The 17,999-nt window shown below is 43.6% G+C and carries 9 protein-coding genes; 5 read left to right on the plus strand and 4 right to left on the minus strand.

The features are described 5' to 3' along the window. Positions 1-16: 16 nt before the first annotated feature. The 5 genes from HC965_RS15765 (at position 17) to HC965_RS15785 (ending at position 8,897) form a co-directional block, all read left to right on the plus strand. Positions 17-1,498: an IPT/TIG domain-containing protein gene (locus HC965_RS15765; protein WP_191032357.1), complete on the plus strand. Its 1,482-nt coding sequence runs from the start codon at positions 17-19 to the stop codon at positions 1,496-1,498. Between the two features lie 20 nt (positions 1,499-1,518). Then, positions 1,519-4,608 (plus strand): TonB-dependent receptor, encoded by a 3,090-nt coding sequence (locus tag HC965_RS15770; protein ID WP_191032358.1) that lies wholly within the window; start codon positions 1,519-1,521, stop codon positions 4,606-4,608. An 18-nt stretch (positions 4,609-4,626) separates the two neighbouring features. Further along, on the plus strand, positions 4,627-6,696 hold the full coding sequence (locus HC965_RS15775) for a RagB/SusD family nutrient uptake outer membrane protein (protein WP_191032359.1): 2,070 nt from the start codon (positions 4,627-4,629) through the stop codon (positions 6,694-6,696). Positions 6,697-6,716: 20 nt separating this feature from the next. Next, complete coding sequence (locus HC965_RS15780) at positions 6,717-7,754, plus strand: DUF4973 domain-containing protein (protein WP_191032360.1); 1,038 nt, start codon at positions 6,717-6,719, stop codon at positions 7,752-7,754. A 207-nt stretch (positions 7,755-7,961) separates the two neighbouring features. Then, positions 7,962-8,897 carry a hypothetical protein gene (locus HC965_RS15785; protein ID WP_191032361.1) on the plus strand — a complete coding sequence of 312 codons (936 nt, stop codon included), beginning with the start codon at positions 7,962-7,964 and terminating at the stop codon, positions 8,895-8,897. Positions 8,898-9,597: 700 nt separating this feature from the next. Here the strand turns inward: HC965_RS15785 and HC965_RS15790 are convergent. The 4 genes from HC965_RS15790 to HC965_RS15805 form a co-directional block, all read right to left on the minus strand. Beyond that, positions 9,598-12,132 carry a hypothetical protein gene (locus HC965_RS15790; protein ID WP_191032660.1) on the minus strand — a complete coding sequence of 845 codons (2,535 nt, stop codon included), beginning with the start codon at positions 12,130-12,132 and terminating at the stop codon, positions 9,598-9,600. A gap of 138 nt (positions 12,133-12,270) precedes the next feature. Beyond that, positions 12,271-14,784: a glutaminase domain-containing protein gene (locus tag HC965_RS15795; RefSeq protein WP_191032362.1), complete on the minus strand. Its 2,514-nt coding sequence runs from the start codon at positions 14,782-14,784 to the stop codon at positions 12,271-12,273. Positions 14,785-14,793: 9 nt separating this feature from the next. Beyond that, positions 14,794-16,611: a glycoside hydrolase family 2 protein gene (locus tag HC965_RS15800; protein ID WP_191032363.1), complete on the minus strand. Its 1,818-nt coding sequence runs from the start codon at positions 16,609-16,611 to the stop codon at positions 14,794-14,796. Positions 16,612-16,881: 270 nt separating this feature from the next. Beyond that, the gene (locus HC965_RS15805; RefSeq protein ID WP_191032364.1) at positions 16,882-17,979 is read right to left on the minus strand and encodes a family 43 glycosylhydrolase; all 1,098 of its coding nucleotides are present in this window, start codon (positions 17,977-17,979) and stop codon (positions 16,882-16,884) included. Between the last annotated feature and the right edge of the window lie 20 nt (positions 17,980-17,999).

The following is a 17,999-nucleotide window of genomic DNA, read 5'->3' on the forward strand; positions in this document are numbered from 1 at the left end:
AAAAATCTAATATAGTATGAAATGTAGAATGCAAAAAAATGGAATTTGGAGAGTCCAATGGATTCTATTGTGTTTGTTTACGCTTTGTAGTGTAAGCTGTAAAGATGATGAAACCAATCAGGTACTTCCGTATAATCCGAATTTGCCTGTGGAGATAACAGGCTTTACTCCGGAAACCGGTGGTGGAGGAACTCGTATGGTCGTGTATGGAAAGAACTTTGGAACAGATGTTTCGTTGATGAAATTGACTGTTGGCGGACTGGATGCTAAAATCATAAATGTTTTGGGAGACTGTATGTATTGTACTATTCCCCAGAAGGCCTATAAAGGTAATCTGGTATTGACAGTCGGTGAAGGGGAACAGGCACAGACTGTGGAAGCAGAAAAGAAGTTTGCTTATGTCAGGCAAATGGTAGTTTCTACACTTTGTGGAAAGGTGGATGAAAAAGGGAAATTTGATGTAAAAGAAGGACCGTTCGACGATTGCGGAGGTATTGATTACCCTACCTGGTTTTCGTTTGACCCGAACAATAAGGACATTCTTTATTTGGCACAAGACGGACAAAATATGCGTGTACTTGATTTGAAAAGTAAGTATCTTCATAATGCCGTACCTAAAGGAGGAGCTGGGCTTGACCGCATGCGTACTATAACCTGGACGCTTGATGGCGATACGATGATTATTGCCAATGACCGTGACGGTGATACTTATGCCAATAATATCTACATAGTCCGTAAAAAAGGAGAAGAACTACATAAGCAATTTATAGATAATCCCCGTGCAATGCAACAAGGAAGAGGGTGCAATGGTTCGGCTGTTCATCCCACCAATGGGGAGTTATATTACAATAGTTTTTATTCCGGTGAGGTTTTTAGATATGACTATTGGGCGGCTAAAGATGATAAGGGTGGATTCGATTATTCTTTGAGAGAGAAACTCTATAATATACAGGATAAAGACTGGGAATTTAATTTCGTAATCCACCCGACCGGAACTTATGCTTATATTGTTGTTATCAACCAGCATTATATTATGAGAACTGATTATGATAGAGATAGAAAGACGTTCGGTACTCCTTATCTTATTTGTGGTTTGGCAGGTAAAGGTGATGAAGGTAGAGGTTGGGTAGATGCAGTAGGTGAAAAAGTACGTTTGAACGAGCCTTATCAAGGAGTATTTGTGCTCGACACCAATCCTGAACGTAAAGGCGATAAATATGATTTCTATTTTACAGATAAGATGAATCATTGCATTCGTATTCTAACTCCTGACGGGCAGGTAAGTACATTTGCGGGACGTGGTAGCTCGGCGTTGAACAATGACCCGTGGGGATATGTGAATGGCGGGCTACGTTCGGAAGCGCGTTTTGACCGTCCTTGCGCCTTGGCTTATGACGAAGAAACAAAAACCTTCTATGTGGGCGATACGTCCAATCACTGTATTCGTAAAATCGCGATGGAAGAAGGGGATGAACAAGAAGAAAGCGAGAATAACTAATTTATGAAAAACAGACGGATATGAAAAAAATCCTACTAACATTTGTGTTCCTGCTTGCTTGCACTATAGGGGCATGGGCACAGGAAACAATTATAGTAACGGGTATCGTTACAGACGCAAATAAGGAACCGCTGGTCGGAGTCAATATCACCGTGCGTGATGTTGCCGGATTGGGAGCTATTACCGATATGAATGGTAAATTCAAGCTAAAGATGGAACCTTACCATCGGCTCATTTTTTCCTATATAGGGTTTGATAAGGTCGAAGTTTTAGTGAAACAGCAGCAGGTAGTCAATGTAATGATGAAGGAATCATCTGCCAGCGTATTGGATGAAGTTGTTATTACTGGTACCGGTGCGCAAAAGAAACTGACTGTGACAGGTGCGGTTACTACAGTGAATGTGGCTGATTTGAAATCAAACCCTACCGGTAGCCTTTCGAATGCGCTTGCGGGTAACGTTGCCGGTGTGATGGCTATGCAGACTTCCGGACAACCGGGACAGAACACTTCCGAATTCTGGATTCGTGGTATCTCTACTTTTGGAGCAGGAAGCTCGGCCTTGGTGCTTGTCGATGGTTTTGAACGTAGCCTGGATGAAGTGAATGTAGAAGATATTGAAACATTTACAGTGCTGAAGGACGCTTCCACCACTGCCATTTATGGTGCCCGTGGTGCTAACGGAGTAGTATTGATAACAACTAAGCACGGTAAGGCGGGTAAAGTAAATATCAATGCCAAAGTAGAAACGATGTATAATACCCGTACCAAAACTCCTGAATTCGTTGATGGATATACTTATGCCACAATGATTAATGAAGCGCGTGCTACACGTGCGCAAGAGTTGCTCTATCAACCTTATGAAATGGAACTTCTGCGATTGGGACTGGAACCTGACTTATACCCGAATGTGGATTGGAAAGACGTATTGCTGAAAGATGGAGCCATGAATTATCGCGCTACATTGAATCTGGATGGTGGTGGTACTACCGCACGCTATTACGTTTCCGCCAGCTATACGGAAGAACAGGGAATGTATAAAACGGATAAGGCCTTGAAAAATGATTATAATACCAATGCCAATGCCAAACTCTGGAATTACCGCTTGAATACGGATATTGATATCACTAAGACTACCCTGCTGAAAATCGGTGTGTCAGGCTCTTTGAAGAAAATGAACGAACCGGGTTTAGGTGGTGACATTTGGCGTTCGGTGATGGGGCAGTCTCCTATATCTATTCCGCTGATGTATTCCAATGGATATGTACCGGCTTATGGAAAGGGCTATCAAACGAATCCATGGGTACTGGCCACGCAGACCGGTTATCGTGAATCTTGGGAAAACAAGGTACAGACCAATGCGACTTTGGAACAAAAACTCGATTTCATTACCAAAGGACTTCGTTTTGTCGGACGTTTCGGATTTGACACAAACAACAAGAGTTTTATCAAACGTGAGAAATGGCCTGAGCAATGGAAAGCGGAACGCTATCGTGACGAGAATGGAGTAATCAAATATAACAGAGTATCGGAAGAGCAAAAAGTGCTGAAACAATCCAGTGAATCGGAAGGGGACAGAGTGGAATTCTTTGAAGCGGAGTTGCATTATGACCGCGCTTTCAAGGCTCATCACGTAGGCGGTACTTTGAAATATAATCAGGACGCAAAAGTGATGACGGTTAAAATCGGAGAAGATGTAAAGAACGGTATTGCACGCAAGCATCAAGGATTGGCTGGACGTGTAAGCTATAACTGGAATTATCGTTATTTTGCAGATTTCAACTTTGGCTATAATGGTTCCGAGAACTTTGCTACCGGACACCAGTTCGGATTTTTCCCGGCTTTTTCATTAGCTTGGAATATCGCTGAAGAGAACTTTATAAAGAAGAACCTGAAATGGATGAATATGTTGAAGGTGCGTTACTCTTATGGAAAGGTTGGTAACGACAATCTGAAGATTGGTGACAATGAAATCCGTTTCCCTTATCTGTATACTATAGACAAAAGCGGTGAATACCAGTGGGCAGACTACAATTCAGATAAGAAATATAGTGGTAAGACTTATACCGAACTTGCTTCTAATAATGTAACTTGGGAAATTGCCACTAAACATGACTTGGGTATCGACTTGTCTTTGTTCAATGATAAGTTCACGGCTACTCTGGATTACTTTCACGAACAGCGCGACGGCATTTTTATGGAACGTAAGTATCTGCCCGAGATGGTGGGGGTACAAAGTTCCCCGAGAGCGAATGTAGGTAGTGTATTGTCAAGAGGGCTGGATGGAAACTTTACTTTTCGACAGAATATCGGTAAGGTGGCCTTGACGGTGCGTGGCAACATGACGTATAGTAAGAACGAGATTCTGGACAAAGACGAAGAACCTAGTATTTATCCTTACAGAATGGAAAAAGGGTATCGTGTCGATCAGGCGAAAGGATTGATTTCATTGGGATTGTTTAAGGATTATGATGACATCCGTAACAGCCCGCAGCAAACGAATTGGGGCAAAGTACAACCGGGAGATATCAAGTATAAGGACGTGAACGGTGACGGAGTCATCAATGATGATGACCAGGTGGCTATCGGAGCTACTACCCGCCCGAATCTGATTTATGGCGTAGGTATCTCTGCACAATGGAAAGGACTTGATGTAAACGTCCACTTCCAGGGAGCCGGAAAATCATCTTTCTTTATTGACGGGCCTACCGTATATGCGTTCCAAAACGGATTGTGGGGAAATATCCTGAAAGAAATAGCAGAATCAGACCGTTGGATTTCGGCCGATTTGTCAGGGAACCCTGCAACCGAAAACCCCAATGCAGCATATCCCCGTTTGAGCTATGGTGGAAATGATAATAACTACCGCAAATCGACATTCTGGTTGTGTGACGGGTCTTATTTGCGCCTGAAAACAGTTGAAGTGGGCTATTCGTTGCCGAAATCTCTTGTCAACAAGATTCATTTCAATAATGTGCGTATCTTCTTTATCGGGACTAATCTGCTGACTTTCTCTAAATTTAAGTTATGGGATCCCGAGATGGGTAGCTCAAACGGAGAAAAATATCCGTTAGCGAAAAGTTTTACTTTGGGACTAAGTGTTAACATGTAATTTGAAAAACAAGGAACAATGAAAAAGAAATATATTCTTCTAACTGTCATATTGGGGCTGGGCTTGGGATTGGCCTCTTGTACAGACCAGTTGAATACGGATAAATTCTTTAAAGACCGTATGTCTTTAGAAGACGTTTTTAAGGATGAAGATTATTCGGAAGAATGGTTGGCGAACGCTTTCAGTTATTTGACCGGTTCGAATGCGGATGTATCCAGTAAAGGGCATACTCCTTTCTGCTTTGCGGACGATATGTATTTTGGCGACCGTGATAACTTTTATAGAAGACTGAAAAATGGAGATTATGGTGAAGGGGATCAGCAAGGACCATGGGGTGCTTGTTATAAGGGAATCCGTCAAGCTACTATTTTCATTCAGAATATTGATATAAACGAGGATTTTACCGCCGAAGAAATAGCGGACTATAAAGCGCAGGCGCGTTTTGTCCGTGCCTACTATTATTGGCTGCTGTTGCGTAAGTATGGACCTGTGCCATTGTTGGGAGATGAGTTGCTTGACTATGATGAAGCTTATGAAGATTTAGCCCGTCCACGCAATACATATGATGAATGTGCTGACTATATCGCTTCTGAAATGGCGTTGGCCGCTAAAGATTTGCCACTGGAACGGGGGGCTTTATCCATCGCCCGTCCTACTCGTGGAGCTGCTTTGGCTGCTCGTGCCAAGGTGCTGTTGTATGCTGCCAGTCCCATCAATAACCCTCGTCCTACGGATACGGAAAAGTTTACGGACTTGGTAGACCGTGAAGGAAAATGCCTGATAGCCCAAGAATATGATGAAACGAAATGGGCTAGGGCTGCGGCTGCGGCAAGAGATGTGATGGAACTTCCCGGAAAATATAATGGACATCGGTATGAATTATATCATGCCGGATTTAAGGACGTGGAAAGTTCTCCCGGATTCCCTGCTTCAGTAAAGCCGGTGGACGATGGCGATTTTTCAACGATGGAATGGCCGAATGGTTGGAAAGGTATTGACCCGTATGAATCCTATCGTGCTATCTTTAATGGGACAGTGGCTGCTGAAAATAATCCGGAACTGATTTTCACTCGCGGACAAAATCAAAGTACGGAAGGAATTAATGTAATGGTAGGGCACCAGCTTCCCCGTGCAACCAATGGTTGGAACACTCATGGCTTAACACAAAAACAATGTGATGCCTATTATATGTATAACGGTTATGATATTCAAGGAAAGGATCATGAAATGCCGGGTGGAGATCCCGCGGAACGTGTAAAAGGTTTTATTACAGATGAGAACAAAGGTGACTATAAGTATTGCAATGTAGCGACCGGAGTTTCTTTGCAATATGCTAATCGTGAACCTCGTTTTTATGCCTCAGTGGCCTATAACGGTTCTATATGGTATTTCTTGAATGCAGAGAAGAATGAAAATAAAGGTCCGAAACAGATTTTCTATTATCGGGGTGAAGGTAACGGGTATATCAATACTATGTTCTGGCTTCGTACGGGGATCGGTGTCATGAAATACGTTCATCCGGATGATGCAAATGACAATAGTAGTCAAGATAATAAAGACAATCCGTGGGATCATATTCGTAAGAAAACGGAACCTGCTATCCGTTATGCTGAAGTATTAATGATTTATGCGGAAGCCATCAATGAGTTGGGCGGGTCACATAATGTTGCATCCTGGAATGGCGAAAAAATGTATGTGCTTGAACGTACGGAAGCAGACTTGAAAAAAGGAATCCGTCCGATTCGTTGTCGTGCCGGTATTCCCGATTATACTCCCGAAGAATATGGGTCACAAGCCTTATTCCGTAAGAAGCTGAAACGTGAACGCCAGATAGAACTCATGGGCGAAGGACATCGCTACTATGATTTGCGTCGTTGGAAAGACGCTCAGGAAGAAGAGTCAAAACCTATTTACGGTTGCAATGCGCAAATGACCAGAAACGATGCCGAAATTTTCCATACACCGGTAGAGGTTGCTTCGTTGCCGACCACTTTCTCTCGTAAAATGTATTTTTGGCCAATCAGCCATTCTGAATTGAAACGTAACAAACTTCTTACTCAGAATCCGGGGTGGACCTATAATGATTAATTGTAATAAAGAAATGCTGTATGAAAAAAGTATATAGTTATTTGATGATAGGGGCTTCATTGCTGTTGAGCGCGGCTTGCAACGATGAGTGGACAGATGAGCAATACGAGCAATTTATCTCTATAAAAGCTCCTGTTAATTCCCAAGGAAATACTCAGATTAATATCCGTTATAAAGAGAACGGTAAGGTGACTTATCAGTTGCCCGTTATTGTTAGCGGCTCTACAATGAGTGAAAAAGATTACGATGTGCGTGTCAATGTGGATTTGGATACATTGAACCAAATGAACATAGCCCGTTTCAGTGAACGTGAAGAACTTTATTACCTTCCGTTGGACGCGCAACGTTATTCTTTTCCCGAAACTGTGCATGTTTCATCCGGTGAATGTGTCGGTCTGTTGAATATAGACTTTGACCTCTCGAAAAAGAACGGAGCGGAATTGGATTTGGCCGAGAAATGGATTCTACCGCTGACTATCACTGACGATCCGTCGTCCGCTTATCAACCCAATATGCGTAAGCATTATAGGAAGGCCCTATTGAGGATAATGCCATTCAATGATTTCTCCGGTTCTTATAGTACGACATCCATGAAGGTTTATCGCTATGATGAAGCGGAAGAAAAGACGGTTGGTGACCCGATGGTTGACAATAGCCGTACTGCTTTTGTGGTGAACGAGGATGCGGTCTTCTTTTATGCAGGATTGATGGATGAGGAATTGGTGAAAAGGAGTGTATATAAGATCAAGGCTACATTTATTCCCGACCCTAACGACGCTGAAAAGATGAGCGGAACTGTAGACCTTGAAGCGTTTGACAGCAGAATTGATTTGAAGATACCGGAGAATGCTACGATTACTTATGCCAGGTCTGTTGTGAAAGATGCTGTTCTCCCTTATATAGAACATCATTTTGTCATTATCCGCCTTGAATACTTATTCAGTGACATTACTTCGGTAGAGAATACTCCTATCCGCTATAATGTAGTAGGGACTATGTTGCTCGAACGTAAGATTAATACTCAGATTTCTGACGAAGAGCAGGCTATTGAGTGGTAGGTTTGTTTGATTAATTATAATATTGGGGGAGAGGGAACTGACCGGAAGTCTGTATTTGTTTTATTTTATATTTGCTTACAGGAATCAATAATAAGTATAAATCGATATTCTGTGTTTCTGCTCAGTTCCTTTTATGAAAATTCTAGTATGTTTTTAAAGTAATGTTTAACCTTCTCTTCTTATAAGAGAGAATAATTCTAATCATATATGAAAATCTTAAATTTGTTTTTTTATGGAGTAGCTACTTTCTTATTTTTAGTGATTACTTCATGTGATAATGCGGAAAATGAAGTTTTAGAATCGATTAATGTCAAAGAAGTTATAACTAGGAGTGGTACAATGCCTCCTTTTGCCTATGTACCGGAGTGGTGGGACGGGAAGAGCCAATTGGGAGAACCGTACGAATATCAGACTAGTTATCAAGATTATCCATATAATGAGAATACGAAGGATACATGCTCTTATTATTTTACTTTTATTTATACATGGGGAAATAGCTATGCATCACAATATTATCATCGATTTCAGTTGCAATATCGACATGCATCAGAAACTTGGGATGAAAATTATCACATTCTCGAAAGTTTACCAGACTCAAAATGGAGTAACATAGGTACGGAATTTCTGGGAGAACGTTATCCCGGAGGTGTTGTACCAACAACAGGTCATACGATTGACATTGATGCCAAACATTTCCCTCAAGGTTATTTAAATTTCCGTTATCGATTGCTTCATACTGAATATCCTGCTACACGACCTCAAGATACAATATATAATAATACGATTCTGTCTACAAAATGGCATGTCGTTTCAAAGTCTAAAACAAGATTTTATAACTCTTACGGTTCTACGTGTGATTCTTTGTTTTTCCATGTTAATTTTCCAATGGATCTTGCTACTTATAATTATTCTGTTTATGTAGATGGCAAAGTAGTGGAAAAGCAAGTTAGGGGTAATTATGCTTGTGCTAGACCTAAAGATAGTGGGGAATATTATATTTCAGCCATGCGAGCATATACGCCCGATATGAATGAGCAAGAAATTGGTGAAACTGAATATCGTAGTGGAACAATTAGAGGAGCTTATGATAAATACACTAAAGATATTTATGTTACATTTACTTCTACTAATTTTGCTTATTGAACAATTTTGATAGAAATTTTGGGATATTTATTCAGTGAAATCATTTCAGTAGAAGATCAGTTCATTCGCAGGCTATTGAGTGGTAGATTTGTTTGATTAATTAATATTTGAAAGAAGATGTATAGAGTTTATCTGTGCATCTTCTTTTTTCTTCGTAATGTTGCCGAGGGTAGATGTATTCAAAACGGTACGTGAAATGAATAAATTCAACGCAGGTTAAAACGGTTCTCAAGTGACTATGATTAGTAAAGTTATTTCGGAGTTAGTTTCAACCCGGTTTGAAACACTTTGTTTCACACCGAGAAACAATGTGTTCCTTTAAATGAAACAGAGTGTTCCACACCGAGAAACAAAGTGTTTCATTAGGAGGAACAATTATTGAAACTGGCAGTTTTACCCGCAGCCCCTTATTCATCGAAGATACAGAGAAAAAGTAAAGGGGAGACAGAAAGATGGATATTAAATATCCAGTAGGGAAATGCATCTGACTCTGTAATGATAAAATACATTCTTAACTGTACGGTTATGAATATATTTTTTAGACGCGGATAACGCAGATTACGCGGATTCTTTTATTGCGCAGCCTATTAAAATCTGCGTTATCCGCGTTATCCGCGTCATCCGCGTCTAAAGATATACCACAATAATTTATTCATTACTGCACCAGAAATGAACTAAACCTCATAAGAAGCAAACGAAACTATTGTTCCGTTTGCTTGATGGTCGTATAAATCAGGCTGCCTACTCTTCCGTCACCGGTAAGCGTTTCCGCCTGAATAATCAGCGGTGTGGAATATTGATTGTTATAACATTCGATGACAGCTTTCCCGTTACTGTCCGTTTGCACGGACGGATTCCAATAGAGTGTTCGTCTTTTGTCCGCTTTGTCCATATAGAGTTCCCGGGTAGGATAGGCAGGCGAATAATATTCAAGAGGATGCGTATACCCTTGAATCACGGTTTGACGGGTTCCGGGAACTGCTGTCTCATGTTTGTTCAGCACATCACGTCTGGGCAGGGGAATCAGATAGAAGATGCTGTATTTGTCCAGTTCACTAAAATTGATGTCGTTGGAGTCGGACACTTTTGAGTTTTGGATAATGTCGTCATCTATTCCTTTAGTCCCTTTGCCGATGATGATAGACGCCAGACCGTCCACTTCCGTCAGCATCATTTTTACTTCCGTTTCGGACAATATATGGTTGTCCATGATATAACAGATTGGCTTTTGCCGATAGGTGCAATTATTGCTCGAGCGCTCCCAAAGGAAATGAGGGCTCAACATCTCCATCAATTCAGGAATAGTTGTGACAATCTTGCCATTGTCACGAAATAAATCTACCGACTGGCGTACATTATAATAAGCGTCGATGCTTTGTTCCTTTATTTTGGTTGTCATATTCGTGCTTTGCCGACGGCGTTTACTCATAATCTCAATCTCGTCAAGCAGGTAGCGTCCGTCTATCCGGCGGATGGAATCCAGGTAGAGGGAGTCGAATTTTCCGGCTTGTTGCTGCCAGTTGCTGGTCGGCTTCCATAGAGGGTGAACCTCGTTGTAGCTGTATGGGCGAGGTTCGGGCGAGAAGTTCCGGTCGATAAGTATGGATGCATCCTTATTCCGTTCCTTACCAATCTTCCGGGTTTGGAGCACCGCCTCCATTGTTCCTTCAAAGTTCTCTACCGGAATGCTGAAACATCCGTACTCGTCGGTATTGGTATTTCCGGTGATGATTTCGCTTTCTTTCTTTATCATGATGCTGAGGGCGATGTCTTTCAAATCCTTTTTGAAAATGGTAGATTTCACCCGTCCGTTCAGTGTCAGCTGAGGCTCTGGTGATTGCAGGGGAGTGAAAGGGGTGACTCCGATTTGTTGGCTCATATCATATTTACGCCATCCGTGTATGAGAAGCAATACATCCAGTTCTTCCTGTTTGCGGGGAGACGTGTCCGTGAAGTAGTAACCGGGTTGATGGATATACCCTTTCAAATCCGATGTCAGCAGAAGGTCTGTGAAAATAGTATTGTCATATTCCTGATAGTCGGAACGTATGGCGTCACGGATACTGACGGACAAGTGACCGGATACGGGTTCGCCGATGGCATTGTTCACTTGGAGTTCGCAGCGGATGGGGGCGTAAGGGGGATAGACTTCTTTCAGTCCCGCAGGGAGTATTTGTAGAGGAGCTTTTGGATACACATATACGAAACGTTCACATAGAGTGTTTCCGTCCCGGTTGAGGACGCTTATTTGCAGTACGCCCTTCGGCAGTTTGCGGGTGGGCAGGACAAATTCTTGAGGGGCATCCGGGCGGCAATGAATCAATTGGCAAACATACGGGCGTCCCTGATGACTGATAAAGACCGCTACTGTATCCTGAGGAGTTGCAGCATTGCAGGATAACTTTACACTGAGGGCTCCCGCATTACTGGCTGCTTTCAGGACATAGCCTGCCGGCACTGCCTGAGGAAGTGTAAATTTGTATTCTTTTCCTTGATGCTGTACTGTAGCAACGGCGGGTTGGGCGGAAGGAGTATACTCAAAATGCCCCATTCCATCATGCAGGGTGTTGAAAGAAGTAATCTCCTTTCCTTCCTTTGTATATAGAGTTCCTGACAGTTCGATTGCTCCTTCATTTATACTTTCGGCTTTGAAAGCCACTTGCGAAGTGACTCCTTCCACGAGTTGCCCTCCTTCGGGGAAGAAACGAAGGTCTAGCTTCTCTTTATTTTTTTTCGGCCTTTTCTCCATAGACGGGCTCAGATCGTAGGTGCTGATACTACGCTCCGGCTGGTCGCTGTGAGACGGTTGATAGATGGGAAACGTACGCGAAAAGTATCGGGGCTCACTGAATGCAAGCATCCAACGGGTATAGGCGCGTACTTCATAATAACCGGACAGCATGGAGGAAGAAAGGATGAACTGCCCGTTGCCTTCTCCTTGTGTCAGCTTGATTATTTGCCTGTCGGCGATGTGCCCTGCCTGGTCAACTAACTCCACGTAAAGCGGACGGCTGATTGAGCTTGGTACTTCTGTCTCGGCTAGCACCACATAGGTCTTGAACCAAATCGTATCTCCCACATAATAACTTGTATTGTCAAAATGCAAATGTACCTTTTCGCATGGATAAGTATCGGCAAAGGCTTGGGCTTTCGCCTTGTATTGCTCGAATATGATTTTTGCGGGAAGGTTTTCTCCTAACATGCTTGTTATTACCAGGCCACATATCAGGAACATTGATAAGAATCGTTTATTAATCATGTTAGTGTGTTTTTTTACATTTTCGGTTATTGTATGACAATAGACAAACAGCCCCTTTCATTACTAAAAAGAAAGGACACTGCTTGTCTAAATTCAACGAGGAAAAGAGTATTTTTATTTCTGTTCTCTGACTTTATCCATCAGCAGTTTCATATAGTAACCACCTACTACGGAACGCGCTTTGAAGTTCATCATCAGTCCTGTATTCGTATCATGCCAGTCGCTGATAGGAACACGGGAGTCTGTTTCGTTCGCATACGTGTAAATCAAGTCGATGAATTTTTGGAAGGTTGCGTCGTCAGGAGACATGCAGGCCGTCCAAATCACCCAGTCCGATTTCGTGTACTGCGCACGAGAGTCAAGTAACAGACCATATTTATTTTGCTTTGTCAGATAGTAAGGAATTTCCGTATCGAATACTTTTTGAGGGAAGATATTCATATTGAATACTTTGTCCCAAACGAGGTTGTACTTCTGGCTCCACGTTCCCGGTTTGTCGAAGGCCAGTTTGTAGTGGTCTCCGTCAAACGCCATCTTTTCCCATTCTATCGCGAATCTTTTTGCGATTTCCATGTACTTCTTCGCAGTCGTTTCCTTGCCTAGCATACGTGCCATCTCTCCATATCCGGCGATGGCCATGATGGCTTTGACGGAAAGATTGGCGTTGTGTGCCAAATGTCCGGCGAAGTCGTCCGTACAGATTTGGTTTTCGGGGTCGAGTCCCTTCTCAATCAGGTAATTGGCCCAGGTAGTCAGAGTCTCCCAATGCTTGGCGGCATAGTCGGCGTTGCCTTCTATCCTGGAGATGGCTGTAGCTACCAGAATCATATTCCCGGATTCTTCGATAGGCATATCCCCACCATAAAGCTGTCCGTTGGCGATGGGGTAGGTTCCCAAGTCGTGTGCCGGATAAGGCTTGTTCCAGCGGCCGCTTTCGCTGTAGTAGAAGATGGGGGTGAGCATTCCTTTCATCAGTTCCGGGTTGTAAATCAGGAATAGCGGAGAAGACGGATAGGTCAGGTCTACGGTATTGATACAGCCGTTGCTGTGATTTTCTTTGGATAAGAAAAGCAAGTTGCCTTCTTTATCGGTAAGGAGTTTGTGGGCGGTGATGGCGTGGCGGTAGGTCAGTGCAAGTAGTTCGGCATACTTTCTGCCTCCGGCTTTTTCTGCATCGGCCATAAGCTGTTGGTCGAAGGCGCGGCAGCGTTCCATCAATGAAGGATAAGCAGCTTGTGCACGTTCAAAGGCGTCGAAGATGCTGACTTGTCCGTTGTGTTTCCAATAAGCCATGCGACGTTCATAGAAGTATTCGATGGAGTAGATGTCGTCATAGCCTACCATCACATATCCGGATTTTCCTTGCACGCCTACTTTGCCGAGATTTTCGGTGTAGGCCATGGCGGGCATATCGCTTTCGCAGCGGGTGATGTAGTCCTGAGAGTTGGGCAGGAGCTTACCGCTGCTGATGAATGATTGCTTCATGTCGTGGTATTTTCCGATGCTTAAGTCCTTGCCGGGTGCATTGTTAGTGGTTAGATAAGCATATCCCCAGTCAATGCGTACACCGTCTCCGATTCGTTTCACATAAGGTTGGTCGATGGTGCCTGCCTTAAGATATTCCATGCCGTTCTTGCTGATTTTCTCAGAAATCGTGGATTGGGATGTTTCGTGTACGGCAAGTTGGGGAGTCGTCTCGATATATACTTGCACCTCATGCTGTTTCTTGTCGAGCGAACGTACCCGGTAGGAGATATAGTTGATAGGAGTCGAGATAAGGTCGAGATCATCCATAAGCAGAGGGGCGGTGAATACGAGGTCTAGCTCTACAGGTCCGCAAGTGAAAGTATAGTAGCTGGAAGTCGGCAATACATCGACAGATTTCTGAACGGCGGCTTCAGTGAAATTGCTTGGCTGTTTATTTTCACGAAACAAGCCGAAATCTACATAGGCACCTCCGCTAGTGTTGTGGCAATGAGCGGCTATCACATTGTTTCCTTTACGGAGTTTGGCTTTCGCTGCCGGAGACAGTTCGACGGTGACATCATTCTTCCAGGATAAATCGGTGGCAACCAATTTCTCATTGTTCAGGTAAAGTTCGAACACGTCGTCGTGTGAATAACGAAGATAAACGGTTTCATTTGTCAAGTCCTGGCTCAGTTCGAAGCTGCGACGTATCCAAATGTCCTGGCTGTTCCATTCAGTGCCGATGCGTTTCATGTCTTTGGTGCCAAAAGCGGCTTTTCCTTTCGTCCAGTTTGAGTCGTCGAATGGAAGTTGTGTCCAGTTGGCGGCAGGCTGCTCCATGGTATATCGGGCTTCCCAATGTTCGTCGTTTGTCATCGGGAGAATGGTAGTAAGGTTCATTTTGTCTTTACCCATGAAACGATATACTTTGCCGTCTACTCGGAGCGCACCGATTAGCGGATGCTCGGTAGCTGTCCAGTGTTCGGTGTTCCCTTCTGTCAGCTCGTTGTAGGGCGACCAAATGGCGAGATAGGTATCTGAAGTTATCAAGGGAACAGACGGAGCACGCAGGGCGATATCCTGGCTGGTTTTGAACAGGTCAGTTGCCTGCATGTTACATGCAAGGCAGACTGACAGGATTGTTGTAAATAGTTTATTCATCAATGCGCGTTATTTGTTTAGTGAGTTGCAGATCTTTAGGTTGATGGCCTTGACTTTCGGTTCGTCTACTTTTATCACTTTCCGGTCGTAAGTGACGAGTCCGTTCACTTCTTCTTCCACATCAGTGATTTGGGTGTATACAGCAGCGGAGAATCCTTTTTCTATGAGTTCTGATAAGTGATTGGCATATTTGATATATTCGTTAGTCACTTCTTCAGGAGTATTGAATTTCACATATCCCCAGTTTTTGTCAGGCAGCCATAAATGGTCTTTCAATGCCATGCCGATGCCGCCATATTCACCCAGTACGGTAGCGCGCTGCGGGTCGTAGAGGTAAAGTTCCGGTCCCGGGTAGTTGTGCAAATCGAGAATATCACCACAAGTATAATGGTTGCCGCCACTGGCAGGATTTACCAGTCGGCTCGGGTCATATTCTTTGGTCCATGCGGCAATTTCAGGAGTCTTGAACTGTCCCCAGCATTCGTTGAACGGAACCCATACACCGATACAAGGATAAGAATACAGATAATCGATGATTTCTTTCCATTCTTTGCGATAGTTAGCTTCTGATGCTGCCGAACGGATAGCGTCTGCTCCCGTATAGTAATTATGTGTTTGCCATTCGGCAGGACCTCTGCCGCCGTTCGGCATGTCTTGCCATACAATCAGTCCGAGTTGGTCGCAATAAGTATACCAGCGTGCCGGTTCTACTTTGACGTGTTTGCGCACCATATTATAACCGAAGTCTTTAATTTTTTGGAGGTCGTATACCAGTGCTTCGTCAGTCGGTGCGGTATATAATCCGTCCGGCCACCATCCCTGGTCGAGCGGTCCGAATTGGAATATGTCTTTGTTGTTAAGCTGAAGGCGGGTAATACCGTTTTTATCTCTGCGAGTTGAGATTTTGCGGAGTGCAGTATAGCTTTTCACCTGGTCTTTTACTTTTCCGTCTTTGTAGAGGGTGACTTCCATCGTATAGAGGAAAGGAGATTCCGGCGACCAGAGTTTGGCATCTGTCGGCATGGACAGTTCAATGGGCAATCCGCAGAGAGCCGCCCCTTTGGTGACAAGCGTTTGACCGTCGAATACTTTCACTTCGACTTTATCAGATGCGTCTGTGCTTGTTGCGACTTCCACTTTGATTTCTTTTTTGTCAATATCCGGAGTCGTTTTCAGGTGAGTGATATGCTGCTCGGCTACCGGTTCGAGCCATACCGTTTGCCAAATGCCCGTAACGGGAGTATACCAAATGCCACCGGGCTTTTCTACCTGCTTTCCTCTCGGCTGTTCTCCACGGTCGGCGGGGTCCCATACTTTCACGGTCAGTTGGTTGTTCCCTTTTTTATTCAATGCGGGAGTGATGTCGAAATGGAATGGAGTGAAACCTCCTGTGTGTTCACCGATTTTTATATCGTTCACCCATACGCTGGCTTTCCAGTCGACTGCTCCGAAATGAAGCAACACTTGCTTGTTATTCCAGGCAGACGGGATGTCAAAGGTACGTTGATACCATAATTCCTGATTCTCGTTCACGGTTTTGCCTACTCCGGATAATGCTGATTCTACAGCAAACGGAACTAATATTTCACCTTCATAAGTAGCAGGTGCGGATTCTCCTTTTCGGGTAATGGCATAATTCCAGTTGCCATTCAGATTTTTCCATTCATGACGTTCCATGATTGGGCGCGGATATTCCGGTAATACATTCTTGGGATTTAACTGCTCGCCCCACGGGGTTTTTATTTTGTCACCGATAGGTTTCCATTGAGCAGATGCAAGGCTGCATAGAGCCGATGCAAACAGCATTGCTAGAAGTTTCTTTTTCATGGTAAATGTTTCTTTGCGTTAGATAAATGATTCAGTCCTCCTGAGAAGGAATATTGCAAAGAACGGGAAAATAGGGAAGAAACCAGGAAAGTAGCTGTTCAATAAATAGTAAATTCTATTCATTATTCGGACAAACGGAGGGAATAATGAAGGATTGGTCAGTTCTTTTTCTTACTTGATTTGTTTTTGTTGAAGCGTTGACGAGGTTGGTAAAACTAACAAGAGCGTGCCTTATCGTTTTTGGTTTCCTGAAGACACGCTCTATTAGTCTTATTTATGTACTGTTCCGGATGGTAGGGAATACTTCACTCCATCTTTGTCCGGGATTCCCAATACAGGTATCCCATCTTTATCCCATTCTATTTTTTGCATACGCGGCGAACGGGAATCCGATGCACCGGGGGCATCGTTGGGCATTTTGCGGGCATGATATAACATATACCATTCTTTCCCGTCGGGTGAGGGGACAAAAGAAATTCCTCCCGGACCATACACCCGATTGTCAGGCTGCTGTTGAAGCACCGGGTTCGGAGACTTTTTCCAGGACGAGGGGAGTAGCAAATCGGCGTTTGCGTCAGCCGTCAGCAGACCAACGCAATAGTAAGGAGTCCAGCTTCCACTGGCAGAGTAGAAAATACATAGCCGGTCTTTATTCTTTGATGGAATAAATTGAGGGGCTTCGTTCACATGTATCGGGTAGGCGGTTTTACTTCCGTCCGGGTTCACCCATTGGCATTCCCATTCATATTCAGGTTTGGAAATCAGGATTCTGTCAGAAGACAATGTCCACGGATTTCCCATAGTAGCAATGTAGATGCACTGCGTTTCAATATCAATTCTGCGCTTCTGCCATCCGCACCAAATCATATACCGCTGTCCGTTGTGTTCAAAAGTGCTGGCATGAATCGCCCAGTTGTTATTTTTGTCGGTCGGTATACGTCCTTTCATCACGAACTGTCCCTCCATCGGACTGGCAGATTCGTTTTCGATGACATAAATTTGATGGTTATCCATATTGCCGTCATCGGCAGTGAAGTAAATATACCATTTGTTGTCTATCCGGTGAATTTCGGGTGCCCATAAATGTTGGGAGTTACTTGGATCAGTCGGAATCCATACCTCTTTAATAGTAGCGTTTGACAAGTTGGATATATCATCGGTTTCCCAGAGTTGAATTCTATCTTCGCAGCCCTGTGTATAATAATATTTTCCTTCGTGGAAAATAGCCCATGGTTCTGCACCGTTTTCGAGGAGTGGATTAGTATAGGTGGCTCCGGTTACAGTTTCTTCTTTTTGTGTGGTTTTTCTGTGCTGGCAGGATGCACAAAACATCAGGATGGCAGATAATAAAAGTAATTTATTTCTCATGATACTGTTGGTTAGTAATA

Origin of the sequence: Bacteroides sp. GM023 (genome assembly GCF_014750685.1) — a bacterium.
Taxonomy (GTDB): domain Bacteria; phylum Bacteroidota; class Bacteroidia; order Bacteroidales; family Bacteroidaceae; genus Bacteroides.

Coding starts and splice junctions, on each gene's coding strand:
- HC965_RS15770 (WP_191032358.1), top strand. CDS start 1,519: ATGAAAAAAATCCTACTAACATTTGTGTTCCTGCTTGCTTGCACTATA.
- HC965_RS15805 (WP_191032364.1), bottom strand. CDS start 17,979: ATGAGAAATAAATTACTTTTATTATCTGCCATCCTGATGTTTTGTGCA.
- HC965_RS15800 (WP_191032363.1), bottom strand. CDS start 16,611: ATGAAAAAGAAACTTCTAGCAATGCTGTTTGCATCGGCTCTATGCAGC.
- HC965_RS15795 (WP_191032362.1), bottom strand. CDS start 14,784: ATGAATAAACTATTTACAACAATCCTGTCAGTCTGCCTTGCATGTAAC.
- HC965_RS15780 (WP_191032360.1), top strand. CDS start 6,717: ATGAAAAAAGTATATAGTTATTTGATGATAGGGGCTTCATTGCTGTTG.
- HC965_RS15790 (WP_191032660.1), bottom strand. CDS start 12,132: ATGTTCCTGATATGTGGCCTGGTAATAACAAGCATGTTAGGAGAAAAC.
- HC965_RS15775 (WP_191032359.1), top strand. CDS start 4,627: ATGAAAAAGAAATATATTCTTCTAACTGTCATATTGGGGCTGGGCTTG.
- HC965_RS15785 (WP_191032361.1), top strand. CDS start 7,962: ATGAAAATCTTAAATTTGTTTTTTTATGGAGTAGCTACTTTCTTATTT.
- HC965_RS15765 (WP_191032357.1), top strand. CDS start 17: ATGAAATGTAGAATGCAAAAAAATGGAATTTGGAGAGTCCAATGGATT.